At 53.8% G+C, this 15,900-nt stretch carries 12 protein-coding genes and 1 CRISPR repeat array; of the genes, 10 read left to right on the top strand and 2 right to left on the bottom strand.

From position 1 onward, the window contains the following. Positions 1-1,274 precede the first annotated feature (1,274 nt). The gene (locus tag STSP2_RS03870) at positions 1,275-1,565 is read left to right on the top strand and encodes a hypothetical protein (RefSeq protein ID WP_146660022.1); all 291 of its coding nucleotides are present in this window, start codon (positions 1,275-1,277) and stop codon (positions 1,563-1,565) included. Beyond that, positions 1,558-2,796, top strand: a complete 1,239-nt coding sequence (locus STSP2_RS03865; protein ID WP_146660020.1) for a hypothetical protein — start codon at positions 1,558-1,560, stop codon at positions 2,794-2,796. The genes STSP2_RS03870 and STSP2_RS03865 overlap by 8 nt, the downstream gene beginning before the upstream one ends. A gap of 266 nt (positions 2,797-3,062) precedes the next feature. On the opposite strand, the gene STSP2_RS03860 is transcribed toward STSP2_RS03865, so the two are convergent. Then, positions 3,063-4,349, bottom strand: coding sequence for a UDP-N-acetylglucosamine--N-acetylmuramyl-(pentapeptide) pyrophosphoryl-undecaprenol N-acetylglucosamine transferase (locus tag STSP2_RS03860; RefSeq protein WP_169852960.1), 1,287 nt, complete (start codon positions 4,347-4,349; stop codon positions 3,063-3,065). Then, a complete protein-coding gene (locus STSP2_RS03855; RefSeq protein WP_146660016.1) occupies positions 4,318-5,550 on the bottom strand; it encodes an FtsW/RodA/SpoVE family cell cycle protein in 1,233 nt (410 codons plus the stop codon). The genes STSP2_RS03860 and STSP2_RS03855 overlap by 32 nt, the downstream gene beginning before the upstream one ends. A 1,035-nt stretch (positions 5,551-6,585) precedes the next feature. Between STSP2_RS03855 and cas9 the strand changes: the two genes are divergently transcribed. The 8 genes from cas9 to STSP2_RS03815 all read left to right on the top strand — a co-directional run bounded on the left by cas9 (position 6,586) and on the right by STSP2_RS03815 (position 15,565). Then, on the top strand, positions 6,586-9,726 hold the full coding sequence (gene cas9 / locus STSP2_RS03850) for a type II CRISPR RNA-guided endonuclease Cas9 (RefSeq protein ID WP_146660014.1): 3,141 nt from the start codon (positions 6,586-6,588) through the stop codon (positions 9,724-9,726). Then, entirely contained in the window at positions 9,719-10,615 is an 897-nt protein-coding gene (gene cas1 / locus STSP2_RS03845; RefSeq protein WP_169852959.1) for a type II CRISPR-associated endonuclease Cas1, read from the top strand. The genes cas9 and cas1 overlap by 8 nt, the downstream gene beginning before the upstream one ends. Then, positions 10,585-10,935, top strand: coding sequence for a CRISPR-associated endonuclease Cas2 (cas2, locus tag STSP2_RS03840; protein ID WP_146660010.1), 351 nt, complete (start codon positions 10,585-10,587; stop codon positions 10,933-10,935). Before cas1 ends, cas2 begins: the two co-directional genes overlap by 31 nt. Before the next feature lie 47 nt (positions 10,936-10,982). Beyond that, a CRISPR array of direct repeats spans positions 10,983-11,348; the repeat unit is 36 nt; unit sequence AGTGTAATCAATCCCGGCCTGCTGTCAAATCACAAC. 247 nt (positions 11,349-11,595) lie between these two features. Further along, the gene (locus STSP2_RS03835; RefSeq protein ID WP_146660009.1) at positions 11,596-11,979 is read left to right on the top strand and encodes a hypothetical protein; all 384 of its coding nucleotides are present in this window, start codon (positions 11,596-11,598) and stop codon (positions 11,977-11,979) included. A gap of 586 nt (positions 11,980-12,565) precedes the next feature. Next, positions 12,566-13,102: a cob(I)yrinic acid a,c-diamide adenosyltransferase gene (locus STSP2_RS03830; RefSeq protein WP_205847993.1), complete on the top strand. Its 537-nt coding sequence runs from the start codon at positions 12,566-12,568 to the stop codon at positions 13,100-13,102. Positions 13,103-13,532: 430 nt separating this feature from the next. Beyond that, positions 13,533-14,027, top strand: a complete 495-nt coding sequence (locus tag STSP2_RS03825) for a GNAT family N-acetyltransferase (RefSeq protein WP_146660005.1) — start codon at positions 13,533-13,535, stop codon at positions 14,025-14,027. Continuing rightward, the gene (locus STSP2_RS03820; RefSeq protein ID WP_146660003.1) at positions 14,027-15,130 is read left to right on the top strand and encodes a M20 family metallopeptidase; all 1,104 of its coding nucleotides are present in this window, start codon (positions 14,027-14,029) and stop codon (positions 15,128-15,130) included. The genes STSP2_RS03825 and STSP2_RS03820 overlap by 1 nt, the downstream gene beginning before the upstream one ends. 24 nt (positions 15,131-15,154) lie before the next feature. Next, on the top strand, positions 15,155-15,565 hold the full coding sequence (locus tag STSP2_RS03815; RefSeq protein ID WP_146660001.1) for a hypothetical protein: 411 nt from the start codon (positions 15,155-15,157) through the stop codon (positions 15,563-15,565). Positions 15,566-15,900: the final 335 nt, after the last annotated feature.

Raw genomic sequence — 15,900 nt, 5'->3', positions numbered from 1 at the left:
GAATATAGCCCCAAAACCCCGCATTTGCAAGCCAATACTCCCACATCCAGCCCCCAAAACCACAACAAACCGACCCCCTCTTTTCCCTTTTGTCATCGCGAGGAGCGAAGCGACGTGGCGATCCCAAACATCCAATAAAGCTGGCTACTCCCTCAAACGCATAACTCATCCGTTATCATCCCACTCAGACAGGCCCATAGAACACAACACAAACCGCAAACTAACGCAATAACAGCAGCACGCTCACCAAAAGCATAAAGTCAAAAAAACGCGAGCCCCCCCCGGTTCTGTTATCGCGAGAAGCCGAAGGCGCCGTGGCGATCTCAACCGTACAATAAAGATAGCTCGTCCTAAGCCACATTAACCCGACCCCTGTCATCCGCCGCAGGCGGACCAAGAGAACACAACGAGTGCGCATGCACGCCCAAAGCAGCCACAAGCCTACCCACCCCGCAGAACGACCATGTCGCAAAAACGTAAAAACCTGTCATCGCGAGAAGCCGAAGGCGCCGTGGCGATCTCAACCGTACAATAAAGCTAGCTCGTCCTAAGCCACATTAACCCGACTCCTGTCATCCGCCGCAGGCGGACCAAGAGAACAAAACGAGTGCGCATGCACGCCCAAAGCAACCACAAGCCTGCCCATCCTATATAACGACCATGTCGCAAAAACGTAAAAACCTGTCATCGCGAGGAGCGAAGCGACGTGGCGATCTCAAACGTTCAATAACGCTGGCTCGTCCTAAGCCACATTAACCCAACGCCTGCCATCTGCCCCAGACGTACCCAGAGAACAAAACGAGCGAGCATGCACGTCCAATACACCCACAACCCTACCCGCCCCGCACAAAAACCATGACGCAAAAACGTAAAAACCTGTCATCGCGAGGAGCCGAAGACGACGTGGCGATCTCAACCGTACAATAAAGCTAGCTCGTCCTAAGCCACATTAACCCAACGCCTGCCGTCCGCCCCAGGCGGACCATGAGAACAAAACGAGCACGCATGCACGTACAAAACAGCCACAACCCTACCCGCCCTGCACAAAAACCATGACGCAAAAACGTAAAAACCTGTCATCGCGAGGAGCGAAGCGACGTGGCGATCTCAAACGCTCAATAAAGCTGGCTCACCCATAACAAGAAAACTTCTTTCCCCTTCTCACCCTTCATGACCTTCGCGTTTTGTGATGAAAACACCAAAAAACCTTGACAACCACGACACACAAAAGCTATATTGCATCCACTACAACAAAACTCAAACGAGGAGAAAATATGAAATCATCCATCGCCGTCACTCTCATAATCTGCGGCACTTTTCTTATCACAGTTCCCTATATCCACAACGACTTGGTCACACACCTGGTATCACAGTCAGCGACCCAGCTTAAAAAGGACATTAACGTTCGCATTTCAGCACCTATGCCCGAATACGCAGATACAGCCTGCATCCTCGGCGGAATCACAATGATCCTGATAGGAGCCGCCGCTGGCATCAAACAAACCCTGCAACCGCAAAATTTAAATGAAAACCACCCGCAAAACCCAGAGTCAACAAATGCCTGAACAAAACAATACTCGCAAGCTCACCAAGATCACCATCACGAGCAGAAAACAGACCATCCTCCCAGTAGCCCTCATCCTCGCCATAACCTCCACCGCCCACGCAAACTCCGGCACACCGCTCATGTGGTCCAGCTTCCTCCACCTGTTCTTCGGTAATCTTTTCCTGGGCATCTTCGAAGGCCTCCTGCTCGTCCATTTTTTCAAAACCAAAAAGAACCTCGCCGTCATCCTCATGATACTGGCCAACTATCTCTCCGCCTGGGCAGGCGTTTTTATAATATACGATTTAATACCCACCCAGTCACTCGGCCTCTCGCAGGTCTGGCCCTACTTCTGGAAAATGGTCGCCCTCACCTACATTCTCACGCTTTTGCTCGAATACCCCTTCGTCGCCCTCAGCTTCTGGCGCAAACCCCGCTGGCTCCCCCGCTCCCTCAAGGGCACGCTCATCGTTCAAACAATATCACATTTTATAATCTTCGGCTGGTATTCACTCACCTCAACTGCAAACCTTTATACCGATAACCAGATCGTGGATTTATCCGAAATGTCCCTCCCCCAGCACGTCACTATGTATTATATATCCTCTGATGACGGCGATGTATACTCTCGTTCACTCACCGCGGATGCCGCACCCTCCAAAACCTTCGACCTCAACTCCAAAGGCTACGGCGACTACCTCTTCGTCCGCCACTCAGAAAACAACGACGGCACCTATGACCTCTATGCATGCATCACGTCCGACAAGGACTACCGCGACTCAGAAACTATACTCATCGCCGAGTCATTCACAAAAACCGCCGCCCCGACCGAACGCGACCTCGAACATGACCTCGAAGAGTACCGCACACGCTATTGGTTCAGCCCGACAGATGTCCCGAAACTCGGACCAGCCCAGTCCAGCCCTTGGAAATTTAAAACAAGCATCTGGTCCCTCATGGGCCTCACCGCAAAGAACACAAAAACCGAGCAAAGCGAAAGAGTCGCCTTCACCACACCCTTCGGCGGCTGGCTACCAAAAAACGCAACCCACCTCCCCACGGACAAGGCCCTTTTCCAACTCGGCATCTACCCCTTCAACCTCAAGTATCTAAGAGGCGACCAGATCTGCATCTACGACCCCAACAAAAAACAACTCGCCAAAATAACCCACGGCAAAGGCCCCATCGCGATCATAAAAGACAAACCCCAAAAACCAACCGCTACCCCGACAAACACAACAGCCGATTAGCAACATATCCGAACCAACCCGACGCGACGGCCCAACTAATTTTGTCATTGCGAGGAGCCGAAGGCGACGCGGCAATCTCAACCGTACAACAAAGCTGGCCCGTCTCGCAAACGCATCCCTCACGCGTTATCATCCAGGGCTTGACCAGGGAGCCGACATAGAACAGTCCTCCTTGTCATCAGCCTTTGACGGACCCAGCATAAAACAGCATCGCGAAGCGATTCCTTATTAAAAAACCGAGCAACATTAAAAGTAGAAGTTTAAAACTACTTTTTACAAAGCGTTTTTAATATATCGGCAACACAGTCTGCGATTTTAAGACTAGCATCCGGCCTAGCTATTTTTATAGAGTCCTCCCCCATCTGCTCACGAAGTTTATAATCACTCATCAGCTTTTCAAGCTGTATAAAAAGTTCATCAGCCGTTTTTATATTATCATCGGGCCGATCATCAACTATAACTGCCGCGCCCGCGTCCACCAGTTTCTGCGCATTTAAATACTGGTGCTTGTCCTTATGATACGGATAAGGCAGACACACCGCCGGAACCCCGCACGCCGCGTACTCAGCCACACTCACCGCGCCGGCCCGACCCACCAGCAGATCCGCCGCAGCATACAGCTCCCCCATCTCATCGCAGTAGTCCAGCACCTTACATTCCAGCGGCTCATTTTCGTAGTAACCCCTTACCTCATCATAGTTTGCGCGCCCCGCCAGGTGCACGATCTGCCACTCGTCCGCAAATTTTCCCAGCCGATACAGTATCCGCGACATAGCCTTATTGATATTCACGCACCCGCTCGAAGCCCCCGTAATAAGCAAAGTCTTCTTGCCCGCATCCAGCCCGAACTTCTCATAAGCCCTTTTCTTATAGTCGTTTATGTAGGGTGGACCATGTCCACGAGACGTATCGCCGCCCTGCTGATCCTTCGCGTCCGCACCCGCATTACTCCCCTGCGATGTGTGCGATGAGTTCTGCCTGCGATGTGCGCCGCACGCCTCCAGCAATTCCTCACGAAGCGGACAGCCGGTTACTTCTATTGTGGCATTGGTCTTAAAATATTTTGCGGAATCTTCGAACTGAACGAATATCCGCTGGGCATACCTGGCCAGAAAACGGTTTGCCTTGCCCGGCACAAGGTCGGTATTGAGCATCACCACGGGAATGCTAAGTCCTTTAGCAGCAAGCACTACCGGCGCAGAAGCGAATCCGCCTACACCGATCACAACCGAATTCTCGCGCACGGACCTAAGCTGGCACGTCGCGAATTTGCGACCCTTTACCAGCGAAACCACGAATTTCGCCATATCAACGGGCCGTGACGACAACCCCCGGGCCTCCACCGGCGTATAGCTAAACCCTGATTTAGAAAGGATTTGCGCATCGATATCTCGGGTACTGCAAAAGAAATGTATTTTCGCGTCAGGATCGATCTTCGCAAGCTGCTGCGCCACCGCCAGAGCGGGATAGATATGCCCGCCAGTACCGCCGCCCGCGAAGAAATAGTGCCTGACATCCCCCTCAGCCATCACACAAAACCCCGTTTTCAGCATTGCCAACGCTCTTTTGGGTGGTGACCCAGGACCTGTCGGCCAGAGCGGAATCTGACGTAAGTCTTTCCCCGGCAGAGGTTTGTCGTGCGATGTTCAGCAGCACGCCCACCATCGCAGCGGTCAGCAGCATGCTGGTACCGCCCGCGCTGATGAAAGGCAGCGGGATGCCCTTGGTGGGCAAAACTACGGTTACGACACCGATATTCAGTGCGGCCTGTATGGTGATGCTAAGAATGATACCGGTCGCTAAGAGCTTACCGAACAGGCACTTACAGCGGCATACCAGAATGATTCCCAGCACCAGCAGCAGCGCGAAAAGCAGGATGATGCACACGCCGCCGACGAATCCCATCTCCTCGCAGATGACCGCGAAGATGAAATCGGTGGTGTCTTCGGGCAGGTGGCCGTACTTGAAAATGCCGCGACCGAAACCCTTACCCCATATGCCGCCGGTACTTATGGCGATCAGAGACTGCCTGGCCTGATGATACATCTGGTCAGGGTCCAGAAACCGCGTTATGCGGTTGATACGGGTGGGTGAGCTCATGATCGCGTATGTGAACATGGGCACAACAACGGGTAAGGGGGTGAGAAAATGCCACCATTTCGCTCGGCCGGCCAGCAGCATCAGGAATGCAAGAAGTGCTATAAGTGCTGCTGTGCCAAAGTCTTGCGTCACGATCAGAGCACAGACGATACCCGCTACAACACAGAGCGGGACGAAGCGTTTGAAATACAGACTCATACTGTCGCGATAGCGGTCCAGGAAGGCTGCAAAGAAGAATACGACTGCCCATTTTGCCAGTTCCGAGGGCTGAAAACTGACGGCTGCGGGGCCCAACGGCAGCTCCAGCCAGCGGCGGGAGTAGTTGCGTTCGACGCCTATGCCGGGGATTAGAACTAACGTAAGTAGTGCTATAGCAAGGATTAACAGATATGGAGTGAATGACCGCCAGGCGCCTGCGCGGGTGAAGCTGAAGCGGCGATAATCGATGTATGAGGCCGTGTACATTACCGCGACGGCGAGGGGGAAAAAGAGTATCTGCTTTAGTGTAGTGAATTTGTAGAATTGAGATAAGTCCAGCTCTGAACTGAGGTTAGCGCCCGCTGAGAATACGAAGGCGGTGCCTGTGGCCATGAGAATGAGCACGACCACTTCGATATAGAACGATATTCGGCTGGAGGGAGCGATTTTCAGCATGTCTTCAAGGATTATGTCGGCATAAATGCGGTTTGAACAGCAAAAAATCGGGAAACAGGGCTGAAAATCGGTGAGTTATCGGGCTGTCGTGTTTTTTTTGGGCGGATCAGGGCAGTTGGGCTGCTGTGGTGCTCGCCTGGGTGGTGTTTTGTGTCGCGTTTGGTTGCGTTTTGCGGTCGAAATGGGGGTGTAAGTATATTTGAGGGGCAGATACTGTCATTTTGTGCGGGGTTATGGTGTGGAAATATGTAGACTGGTTTGGTGCGTTTTGATCTTTTGGATGTGTTTCGGGCTGGATCAGTATGCAGTTTGGGGCGGTTTTGGGCTTGTGGGGGATATTGCCCAGTGAGGCGGGTTGAAATGGGGGTCGGCTGGGAAACTGTGGGTATTTCGCTCTTGAAAAATGGGTGTTTTCCTCCTTCGGATTTGGGTAAAAGTGCCGAGAGTGGACACCTGGTAAATAGGACATTGGGTGAAATCGGCTGATTTCGGGTGATTTTGAGGGGGCAAAAGTAGGGTAAAAACGAGCAAAAGTGGTATATAGGTGGGGTAAAAATGGGGTAAAAGTGGGCAAAAGCTGACAGGCTGTTTCCTACCTGTCAAGTGGGAGATTTTTTAAAGACAGTTTTTACCACGAAGGGCACGAAGGAGCACGAAGAAAAGGGCTGGAGGGCTGTTTTATCAATAATGAGAATCATGATCAACACGGGGTAGGGGTTTGGGATTTTTTGGGATGAAGTGTTTTGGAGTCGGTGTGTATTTTTTTGTTTTTTCGTGTTTAGTTATGAGTGCTAGGTGGGCGGTTGGATCATTTTGCGTGATGAAACAAAAAAAGCGCCTCCCCGAAGGGATGCGCTTTAGGTTGCTCCGCAGAGCGCCCGCCGGAGCGGGCTGCCTTCGACTTTTCTCTTGTTATGAAAAGAAGCAGGCCGAGATTAATTACACTATTGGTATTAAACCGGATATTGCTTGAATTTGCAAGGGAAAAATGTAAAATCAAGTAGATTTTATTTTATTTGGAATGGAGACTTCTTTATGGGTTATGTGCTTGGACTTGATCTGGGACCGACTTCTATCGGATGGGCGGCGATCGAGGTAGATGAGAATGAACGGCCTGTCGGTTTGTTGACGCTGGATGACAATGGTGAGAAGGTTCCTGCGATGGGTTCGCGGATATTTCCGGTAGGAGTCATTAATTATGGTCAGGGTAAAAAAAGGGAGCAGTCCAATAATAAGAAACGTAGGGATAAACGTTCGGTCAGGCGAAGGCTTAGGCGGGCGCGGGCGAGACGGCTGAAATTGATCGGACTGCTAAAATCTCAAGGATTGCTTAACGGGCAGCCGGTGGATGAGGTGCAGCAGATGGATCCTTATGAATTGCGGGCGAAGGGTGTTTCTGAAAAACTTGAGCCGGAGGAATTTGCGCGAATACTTTTGCACTTTGCCAAGCGGAGGGGATTCAAAAGCAATCGCAGGAAGCCGATCGATGAGGACGCCAAGGGAACGGACATGAAGAAGGCGAAGGATCGGCTGGAGGCGCAGCTTGACGGGCAGACGCTGGGGGAATTCTGGTATGACAAATTGAGTGATGGATCGTCGGAGCCGATCCGCAACAGGCGGGACAATTTTAAGTGGCTAGCTCAACGTAAGCATTACCAGGAAGAGCTGGGGCGTATATGGGCGGTGCAGAGTGCGCATTATCCGGAGATCTTTACGCACGGATTTTACAAGGAGCTGGAAGGGATATTGTTCGATCAGATACCTTTTGAACTCACGAAGACGAAAAAGAAGAAGGTGATCGGTATGTGTTCGCTGATGCCCGGCAAGGTTCGGTGCGGATACTCGGAACGGATCGCGCAGAAGTTTAGAACGCTGCAGAAGGTAAACGATCTACGGGTTGAGGATGGCAAGGAATCGCGGGATCTGTGTGACGCTGAACGAGAGGTGCTTGTTAATTCGCTTTCGGCGAGTAAGGACAAGTCTTATGAAGCTATGCGGAAAAAGATTTGGGGCAAGGACGCGGATTATGTGAAGCTGAATCTGGAGTATCGGCCTAAGGAAAAGATCAGGGGCAATGAGATAGATTCGATGATGGTGAGCGCATCATTTTTTCAGAAGAAGGCGTGGCTGGGTTTGACGGAGCAGCAGAAGGATGAAGTGTGGGGGTTGCTGCGGAGTTACCTGGATGAGTCATTGAGTGCGGATGATGTCGAAGCGCGTGTGGGTGAGTATGGATTGGAGTTCAAGAAGGACAACTGGACGGACAAGCTGAAAGAACCTGTCGGGACGTGCAGTTACAGCAAGGCGGCTCTGAACAAGATCGTGCCTTTGATGGAAGAGGGGAAGGACCTTTATACGGCGATACAGGAGGCGGGATTGTCGAAGAAGCATGAGCAGCACGGATTGCTGCCGGTGCCGGACAAGGCGCATGGCTTTGCGATACCTAATCCGGTGGTTCAGACGGTGATGTTCCAAATGCGCAAGATAGTGAACCTGCTGATCAAGGAGGTCGGGCCGCCCGAGCGGATCGTGATAGAGACGACACGCGAACTGAAAGCCAGCAAGGAGAGACGGCAGGAGATACTAAAGAAGCAGTCGGACAATTTGAAGGACAAGGAGAAGGCGAAGGACAAGATACGGGAGATGAGGGGGTGGTCGGATGATGTGCGGGTGTCGAATACGGATGTGATGAAGTGGCGTCTGTGGGAGGAGCAGAACCATTATTGTCCGTACCGTTGCAAGAAGATAACTTTGGGGGAGGTGCTGTCTCGCGAGGTTGAGATCGATCATATACTGCCCTACTCGATGAGCCTTGATAATACGATGGCGAACAAGGTAGTTTGTTTTGCAGGTGAGAATCAGGAGAAGGGGCAGAATACGCCTATTTCATGGCTGGGGGAGAACAGCGCGAAGTGGCGGAAGATTACGGAGGCGATGAGCAGGAACTCGTTTAATTTTTCCAAAGAGAAGTGGGAGCGGTTTGGTGTGCTCAACGAGGAGATCGAGGAGAAGTATCAGCCTGAGAGGTTGATCCGGGATACGTCATATATTGCGCGGGAGGTGAGGGCGTATCTGAAGCGGCTGTATCCGGCGGATTACGCGGATCAGAGTGTGCGGACGGCGAGCGGCAAGATAACTTTTGAATTGCGAAACCTTTGGCAGCTTAACGCGATATTGCGGGACGGGGAGCTTGGGCCGAAGAATCGGGACGACCTGCGACATCATGCGGTGGATGCGGCGGTGGTGGCAGTGACGACGCCGGGGATGATCCAGCGGATAACGAGGGTGCTGCAGGACAACTGGCCGAAGAGGCCCAAGTATGCAGCGATAGCTGAGCCGTGGGAGGGATTTGGCGAGGAGCTCGCATCGGCGGTGGAGAAAATCAATGTGTCGCATCGCGTGCAGCGGAAGGTAAAGGGAGCCCTGCATGGTGGAACACACTACGGGAAAATTGCACATGGGTTGCATGCAGGCAAATTCGTTACAAGGAAAAATCTTTCTGACATTACAAAAACTTCTGCCGAGAACATCTGCGATCCCGAGATACGGGACATGGCTCTTGCTCGGTTAAAAGAGTACGGCGGAAAGGCGAAAGATGCTTTTGCGAAGCCGTTGAAGCTGGAGAATAAGAATGGCGAGCCGGTGCCGGTTAAGAAGGTGAGAATATGGGAAAACAGCAGCAATATGATAAAGTTAGAGAGAAGCAATAAGAACGGAAATTCGTTAGATAATTCTGTATGGGTTAAACCGGGTGAAAACCATCACGTTGAGATATTTGTGCACACCGTAGGTGGCAAGGATGAATACGTTTGCAAAGGGTATACTATATGGGAAGCCGGGCAACGTGTGAAAAACAAGCAACCGATAATTTCTAGACAACATCCTGACTATCCAGAAGCCAGATTCATTATGTCGCTGTCCAAGCGGGAATCACTCGTTATGAAAAATAAGAGCGGAACAGCTAGAAAGGTTTTTGTTTTAAGTATCTCGACGCAGCCTACCTTTGACATGGAAGTGCGTCCGCTGTCTGTGGGTGATGTGAGGAACTTGAGTGATAAAGAAAAGAAAGCATTGCGTAGAGAATGGAGGCTTCAGTCCTTGAAAGCACTGAAAGAGCGTTTGATGCAAAAGATTACGCTCGATCCATTGGGGAGGGTTAGAAGAGCGGGTGATTAAACGTGTAGTTGAGATATCATCTGCACGGAGGCATTTATCAATTAAGCACGAGCAGCTTGTCATCAGCGAGGGCAGGCAGGAATGCGGGCGCATTCCGTGCGAGGATATGGGGGTGCTGCTGGTCGATCATCCGGCGGTCACTTACACGCACAGCGTTTTCACGAAGCTGCTGGAGTGCGGGTGCGCGGTAGTTCTGTGCAACGGCAAACATCATCCGGTGGGGATGCTTCTGCCTATCGAGAGCAATACGCTGCAGTGTGAGAGGTTTCGTAATCAGATCGATGCGAAGAAGCCGGTGAAGAAAAGGCTTTGGCAGCAGATCGTGCGTGCGAAGATACTGCACCAGGCGAAGGTGATCTCTGAGGACGAGCTTGCGGTCAGCGCACTAAAGGGGATGGCAGAGCGGGTGCGGTCGGGTGATCCGGATAATGTGGAGGCGCAGGCGAGCAGGAGGTATTGGGGAGTGTTTGCGGAGGGGATAAAATTCAAACGTGAGCGGTTCGGGGGGCCGCCGAACAATATGCTTAATTACGGTTATACGGTTATGCGGGCGGCGGTTGCGAGGTCGCTCTGCTGTGCGGGTCTGCTGCCTACGCTGGGGATACATCATCGAAACAAGTATAATGCGTATTGTCTTGCTGACGATCTGCTCGAACCGTTCAGGGGTTTTGTCGAGGCGAGGGTGCGGGTGATGTGCAATGAATTTGAAGAGGTTGAGGAACTAACGCAGGAGATGAAGGCTGAGTTGCTGGAGGTTCTTTATGAGCAGGTTGAGATCGGTGGGTATAAGGGGCCGTTGATGGTGGGTCTTCATCGGACGGCAGCTTCTTTGCAGCGTGTTTTTGCAGGAGAAGGGAAATGTCTGGAACTACCGAAAATCGAAATTTAAGCGGGTACAGAGCAGTGTGGCTTTTTGCGATGTTTGATTTGCCGACGGATACCAAGAGGGCGCGGAAAGATTATACTATTTTCCGGAAAAGGCTTATGAAGGACGGGTTCGCCATGGTACAATATTCTGTGTATGTTCGGCACTGTGCGAGTGAGGAAAATGCCCAGGTACATTACAAGAGAGTCAAAGGTTTTTTGCCGCCCGAGGGTGAGGTTCGGCTGCTTCAGATCACGGATAAGCAGTACGGACGGATGGAAATTTTCTGGGGTAAAAAGCGCAAACCAACCCCGGCCGCGCCCAAACAGCTCGAATTATTTTGAGCTGGGCGGCCGTAAGGTCATGTCTGACAGCGATTTACGGATTAGCTAGTGTAATCAATCCCGGCCTGCTGTCAAATCACAACTTCGGCACTGGAGAGTGTGTCGCTGGACGGAGTGTAATCAATCCCGGCCTGCTGTCAAATCACAACGCTAGTGAAGATGAAAAGTTCAACCAACTTAGTGTAATCAATCCCGGCCTGCTGTCAAATCACAACGGAAATGCGAGAAGCGGCAGCGGAAAGTATAGTGTAATCAATCCCGGCCTGCTGTCAAATCACAACTGGTGGGTCGGTGTCAGTGGTAGGATCTTGAGTGTAATCAATCCCGGCCTGCTGTCAAATCACAACGTCAATCCAGTCGCTAACCTCGCCGTCCGAAGTGTAATCAATCCCGGCCTGCTGTCAAATCACAACTTTTCGGGTAATGCTATGGGGGGGGTTATCGGACTGTTGGGTTTTGGGGTTGGTTGGGGAGTCTGGTTTTGCGGGGGTTTAGGTCCTGTAATTTTTGGGCTGGGGGGTGTTTTGCGGGGTTTCGTTGCTGTTTTTGAGGTTTTTGGGGTTGGTTTGCGCTTTTGGGGGAGAATTTGTGGTGAAGCTTGGGGTTGGGAACGCCGATGCGAGGGGCACGTAAACAGGTTCTAATATGGAGATAAGAAAAATGAATCAGGTTGAAACAAACGAACAGAGAAGGGAAGCTCGTCTGCGTTACAGTTGGCCGGTATGGTATGCGGAAACTTTGAGCGATATGCTGGCGCAGGGTCAGATGGTGGACGTATCGAGTCAGGGTGCGGCGTTTACGTGTTATGCCGATCGTTGTCCGAAGGACGGCGATAAGGTGACGACGCGGTTTTCAGTGCCGACGTGTGATGCGAGCGATCCGTTCGACCTGGAAAGCTTTGTACGCGAAGGCAGCGTTTGCCGGGTGGAAGAGCTTTCGCCATTCGTTCGCAAGGTTGCGATGCAGTTTGCGGAACCGCTGCCGTTCAATCCGGCAGATGCACCGAAGGACGGCCTGCTCGATGAGGAGTTGGAGACGATATAGAAGCTGCTTCGGAGGAGCGAGCGCCGTCGCAGGAGGGTTCTTTATTTGGGAGCTGAGGAGAAAGCGACTGGCGCATTAGTTGAGTGTTGGGTGAGGCATGGTCGAGATGAGGGCCATGCCGTTTTTTTTGCGCGCTGCGGGGATGGTGTTTTGGGGGGCGTGGGGGCTCGCGGCTATTTCACCACAAAGGCACGAAGAGCACGAAGGAAGGTTTAGGATAAAATATTGAGTCGCTTCTCGACGGCTATTTTATGCTGGGTCCGCCTGAGGCGGATGACAACCTGAGTCGCCGCTCGCGCTTTTTTGTTGGCTGCATGCGTGCTCGTTGTGTTCTCTGGGCCCCGGCTCTGAGGCCGGGGTGACAAAGGGGGGGGCGTACATCCGCTCCCGCAACATTCTCTGGGTCCGCGTGCGGCGGATGACAGGCGTCGGGTTGTGCGGTTTGGGGACGAGCCAGCTTTATTGTGGGGTTGAGACTGCCGCGTCGCCTTCGGCTCCTCGCAGTGACAATGTTGGATGATCGCGGCTAGGCTGTCGTTCGAATTTTTGGTTTGCGGTTGTGCGGCGGGCGGCTATTATGGGGGGCATGATCGAGAAAGGACTGGTACAGATATATACGGGGGCGGGCAAGGGTAAGACGACGGCGGCGTTTGGGCTTGCGGTGCGGGCGGCTGGGCACGGGAACCGGGTGCTGATCTATCAGTTTTTGAAGCCGGACTCGCTGGTGCTGGGTGAGCGGAAGTCGGCGGAGAAGCTTGGGATCGAGGTGCGGGTGCTGGAGCATTGCTGGGATATGCGGCGGTCGCTGGATGATGCGGCGGCGGTGGCGGAGGTGCGCGAGGAGGTCGGTGCGGTGCTGGCGGAGGTCGGGCGGCTGGCTGCGGAGAAGGCGTACGAGGTGATCGTGCTGGATGAGATCGTGTTCTGTGTGAACAGCGGGCTGGCGGAGTTTGCGGCGGTGAAGGAGGTTGTCGAGCGGCGGGCGGATGGTGTGGAGATCGTGATGACGGGGCGAGGTGCGAGCGAGGAGCTTATTAGCGCGGCGGACCTGGTGACGGAGATGCGGGAGGTGAAGCATCCGTTCGAGCGGGGAGTGGGGGCGCGTAAGGGGATCGAGTTTTAGGCGGCGCGGTTTGATGGCACGTTCTGCTGGCGGAAGTCGAGCCAGCTTTATTGTACGGTTGAGACTGCCACGTCGCTTTGCTCCTCGCAGTGACAATACTGGGGGCTCGCGGCTTAGGCGCCATGGTTGTTTTGCTGGGCGCGTCTGGCGGATGCTGTTTTGGACGTGCATGCGTGCTCGTTGTGTTCTCTGGGTCCGCCTGCGGCGGATGACAGGCGTCGGGTCGATGCGGTTTGGGGACGAGCTAGCTTAATTGTACGGTTAAGACTGCCGTGTCGCCTTTGACTCCTTGCAATGGCAGTGGGGTAAGTGTATTTTCGTTTTGGTTGACAGGTTGGGGGCGGCGTGTTAGTTTTTATTTTGCTTTGGTGGGTCCGGTTTTGGGCCGGGCCGGTTTTGGTGCTAATAATATGTTTTGGGGACAGCAGGGATGACGCAGTTGACTAATGAAGACGGGCGGGCGGAGATCCGGATACGCAGGGCGATCATTGACGATCTGGCGCCGATATTTTACCTGGGGGAGAAGCTGTTTACGGCGCAGGATTATTCGAATCTTTATCGCACGTGGGATGAGTATGAGGTTACGCATCTGTTCAACGTGGACAGCGATTATATGCTGGTGGCGGAGTCGGACGGGCGCGTTGTTGGGTTTGCGATGGGGACGACGATCGAGAAGACGCGGACGGCGTGGAACTATGGGCACCTGATATGGCTTGGGGTGGACCCGGCGTATGCGAGGCAGGGGATCGCGAGTCAGTTGTTCGATGAGTTTCGCAAGCTGATGGAGGATGCGGGGGTACGGATACTGCTTGTGGATACGCAGGCGGACAATGAGAAGGCGATCGGGTTTTTCGAGCAGAAGGGGTTCGTCAATCCGGTGGACCATGTGTACATGACGTTAAATCTTGAGAGTGAGAAGTCCTGATGAGTGAAGGCAAGGTGCAGATACAGGCGGATCGGCTCAAAGAGCTGATGCGGGATATGGTGGATATTTACAGTCCGTCCGGCAAGGAGGGTGAGATCGGGGAGTACCTGGCGGGGTATCTGCTGGACAAGGGTCTGCCGGTGACGCTGCGGGAGGTGAGCGAGGGCAGGCGGAACGTGGAGGTTGTGTTTTCGGACAAGCGTCCTGAGATCGCGTTCATAGGGCATATCGATACGGTGCCCGCGTATGATATCGAGAACTATGAGTTTGACGAGGAGGACGGGCTGATATACGGGCTGGGGACGGCGGATATGAAAGGCGGGTGCGCGGCGATGGTGGAGGCGTTCGTGGCGGCGGTCGAGGCGGGGATGAAGCCTGAGCGGGCTGGGCTGTTCCTGGTGGTGGGTGAGGAAGAGACGAGCGACGGGACGGCGGCGCTGCTGGAGGCGAGGTCGTTTCCGTGGGCGATCATCGGGGAGCCGACGAATCTTGTGCCGTGCCTGGCGCATTACGGGTATATGGAGATGCTGGTGCGGGTATTCGGGACGCGGAGGCATGCGGCGACGGCGGGCAGAGAGTATAACGCGATATTCAGTACGCTGCGGATGCTGCTGAGGCTTGGCGGGATCATCGAGGCGGAGCATCCGGAGGCGATCCTCAATATACGGGACATTCACAGCAGCGAGGCCGGGTTTGCTGTGCCGGGGAGCTGCGAGGCGTGGGTCGATCTGCATATCCCCCCTGCCGCGAATCCTAAGCAGTTCGCGAGTGAGCTGGAGAAGATCGTGCGGGAGAGTCTGACGGGCGGATCGGTGACGGATTATGAGATCGATTTTCCGCTGCTGGCGAAGGGGTCGCGAGCGAGCGGTGCGGGGCTTGTGCCGGAGGTGCTGGAGAAGGCGTATGCGGGCGAGGGGATGGAATGGCATCCGGGGGCGTTCAAGAGTCATTCGGATGCGAATCTGCTGTGTGAGGCTCAGTGCGAGACGGTGATAATCGGGCCGGGGCAGTTGGAGAAGGCGCATACGCGGGATGAGAGTATTTCGTTTGAGCAGGTGGAGAAAGCTGCTAGAATATATGGCGGGGTGCTGGAGAGGCTGTGAGATAATTTTTGCTGGAGGAACATCATGAGATGTCATAAGTGCGGGGCTGAGACGGGGAACGATAATTTTTGTTCTCGGTGCGGGATAGAGCTGGAGCATGATACGTTCAGTGATGCTGCGGAGCCGATACCGCCTGAGCATGCAGAGGCGGGGATGGGGGACCGGCGGCGGGTTTCGGCGGTTGCTGTTGTGGGGTTCTTGCTTGGGCTGGGGGCGTTCGTGATGCTTTTCATTGACGTTGCGTGGTTCTGGTGCGCGATGGCTGCGGCGGTGCTTGGGGTAGTGGTCAGTGCTGCTGGTGTGAAGGTTACGGAGGCGAACAAGCAGGTGCTGTCGGGTAAGACGGCGGCGTGGATGGGGATTGCGCTGGGGGCGGCGTTCGTGCTGATGTGCGGGGCACTGATCGTGCTGGGGGTGCTGGCGCCGGTGCGGTAGGGGCGGACGGCAGGCGAGGCGTTGATGGCGATGGCGATACGTGGGGACTCGCAAGGAGTCGCTTCGCGACGGCTATTTCATGCTTGGTCCGCGTGAGGCGGATGACAGGCTTAGGTGCCGCTCGCGTTTTGGCGCCATGGTTGTATTGCTGGGCGCGTTAGCTGGATGCTGTGGAGAGCATGCATGCGCTCCCGCCTTGTTCTCTGGGCCCCGGCTCGGAGGCCGGGGTGACAAAGGGGTGCGTACATCCGCTCCCGCAATATTCTCTGAGTCCGCCTGCGGCGGATGACAGACGTCGGGTTGTGCGGTTGGAGAACGAGCTAGTTTTATTGTGC

This window comes from Anaerohalosphaera lusitana (assembly GCF_002007645.1).
Lineage (GTDB): Bacteria > Planctomycetota > Phycisphaerae > Sedimentisphaerales > Anaerohalosphaeraceae > Anaerohalosphaera > Anaerohalosphaera lusitana.
Note: the sequence above shows the minus strand (reverse complement) of the source record. Positions and strands in the feature narration are given on the sequence as shown.

Coding starts and splice junctions, on each gene's coding strand:
- STSP2_RS03870 (WP_146660022.1), top strand. CDS start 1,275: ATGAAATCATCCATCGCCGTCACTCTCATAATCTGCGGCACTTTTCTT.
- STSP2_RS03820 (WP_146660003.1), top strand. CDS start 14,027: ATGAGTGAAGGCAAGGTGCAGATACAGGCGGATCGGCTCAAAGAGCTG.
- STSP2_RS03855 (WP_146660016.1), bottom strand. CDS start 5,550: ATGCTGAAAATCGCTCCCTCCAGCCGAATATCGTTCTATATCGAAGTG.
- STSP2_RS03830 (WP_205847993.1), top strand. CDS start 12,566: ATGATCGAGAAAGGACTGGTACAGATATATACGGGGGCGGGCAAGGGT.
- STSP2_RS03835 (WP_146660009.1), top strand. CDS start 11,596: ATGAATCAGGTTGAAACAAACGAACAGAGAAGGGAAGCTCGTCTGCGT.
- STSP2_RS03865 (WP_146660020.1), top strand. CDS start 1,558: ATGCCTGAACAAAACAATACTCGCAAGCTCACCAAGATCACCATCACG.
- STSP2_RS03825 (WP_146660005.1), top strand. CDS start 13,533: ATGACGCAGTTGACTAATGAAGACGGGCGGGCGGAGATCCGGATACGC.
- STSP2_RS03815 (WP_146660001.1), top strand. CDS start 15,155: ATGAGATGTCATAAGTGCGGGGCTGAGACGGGGAACGATAATTTTTGT.
- cas9 (WP_146660014.1), top strand. CDS start 6,586: ATGGGTTATGTGCTTGGACTTGATCTGGGACCGACTTCTATCGGATGG.
- cas2 (WP_146660010.1), top strand. CDS start 10,585: ATGTCTGGAACTACCGAAAATCGAAATTTAAGCGGGTACAGAGCAGTG.
- STSP2_RS03860 (WP_169852960.1), bottom strand. CDS start 4,349: ATGCTGAAAACGGGGTTTTGTGTGATGGCTGAGGGGGATGTCAGGCAC.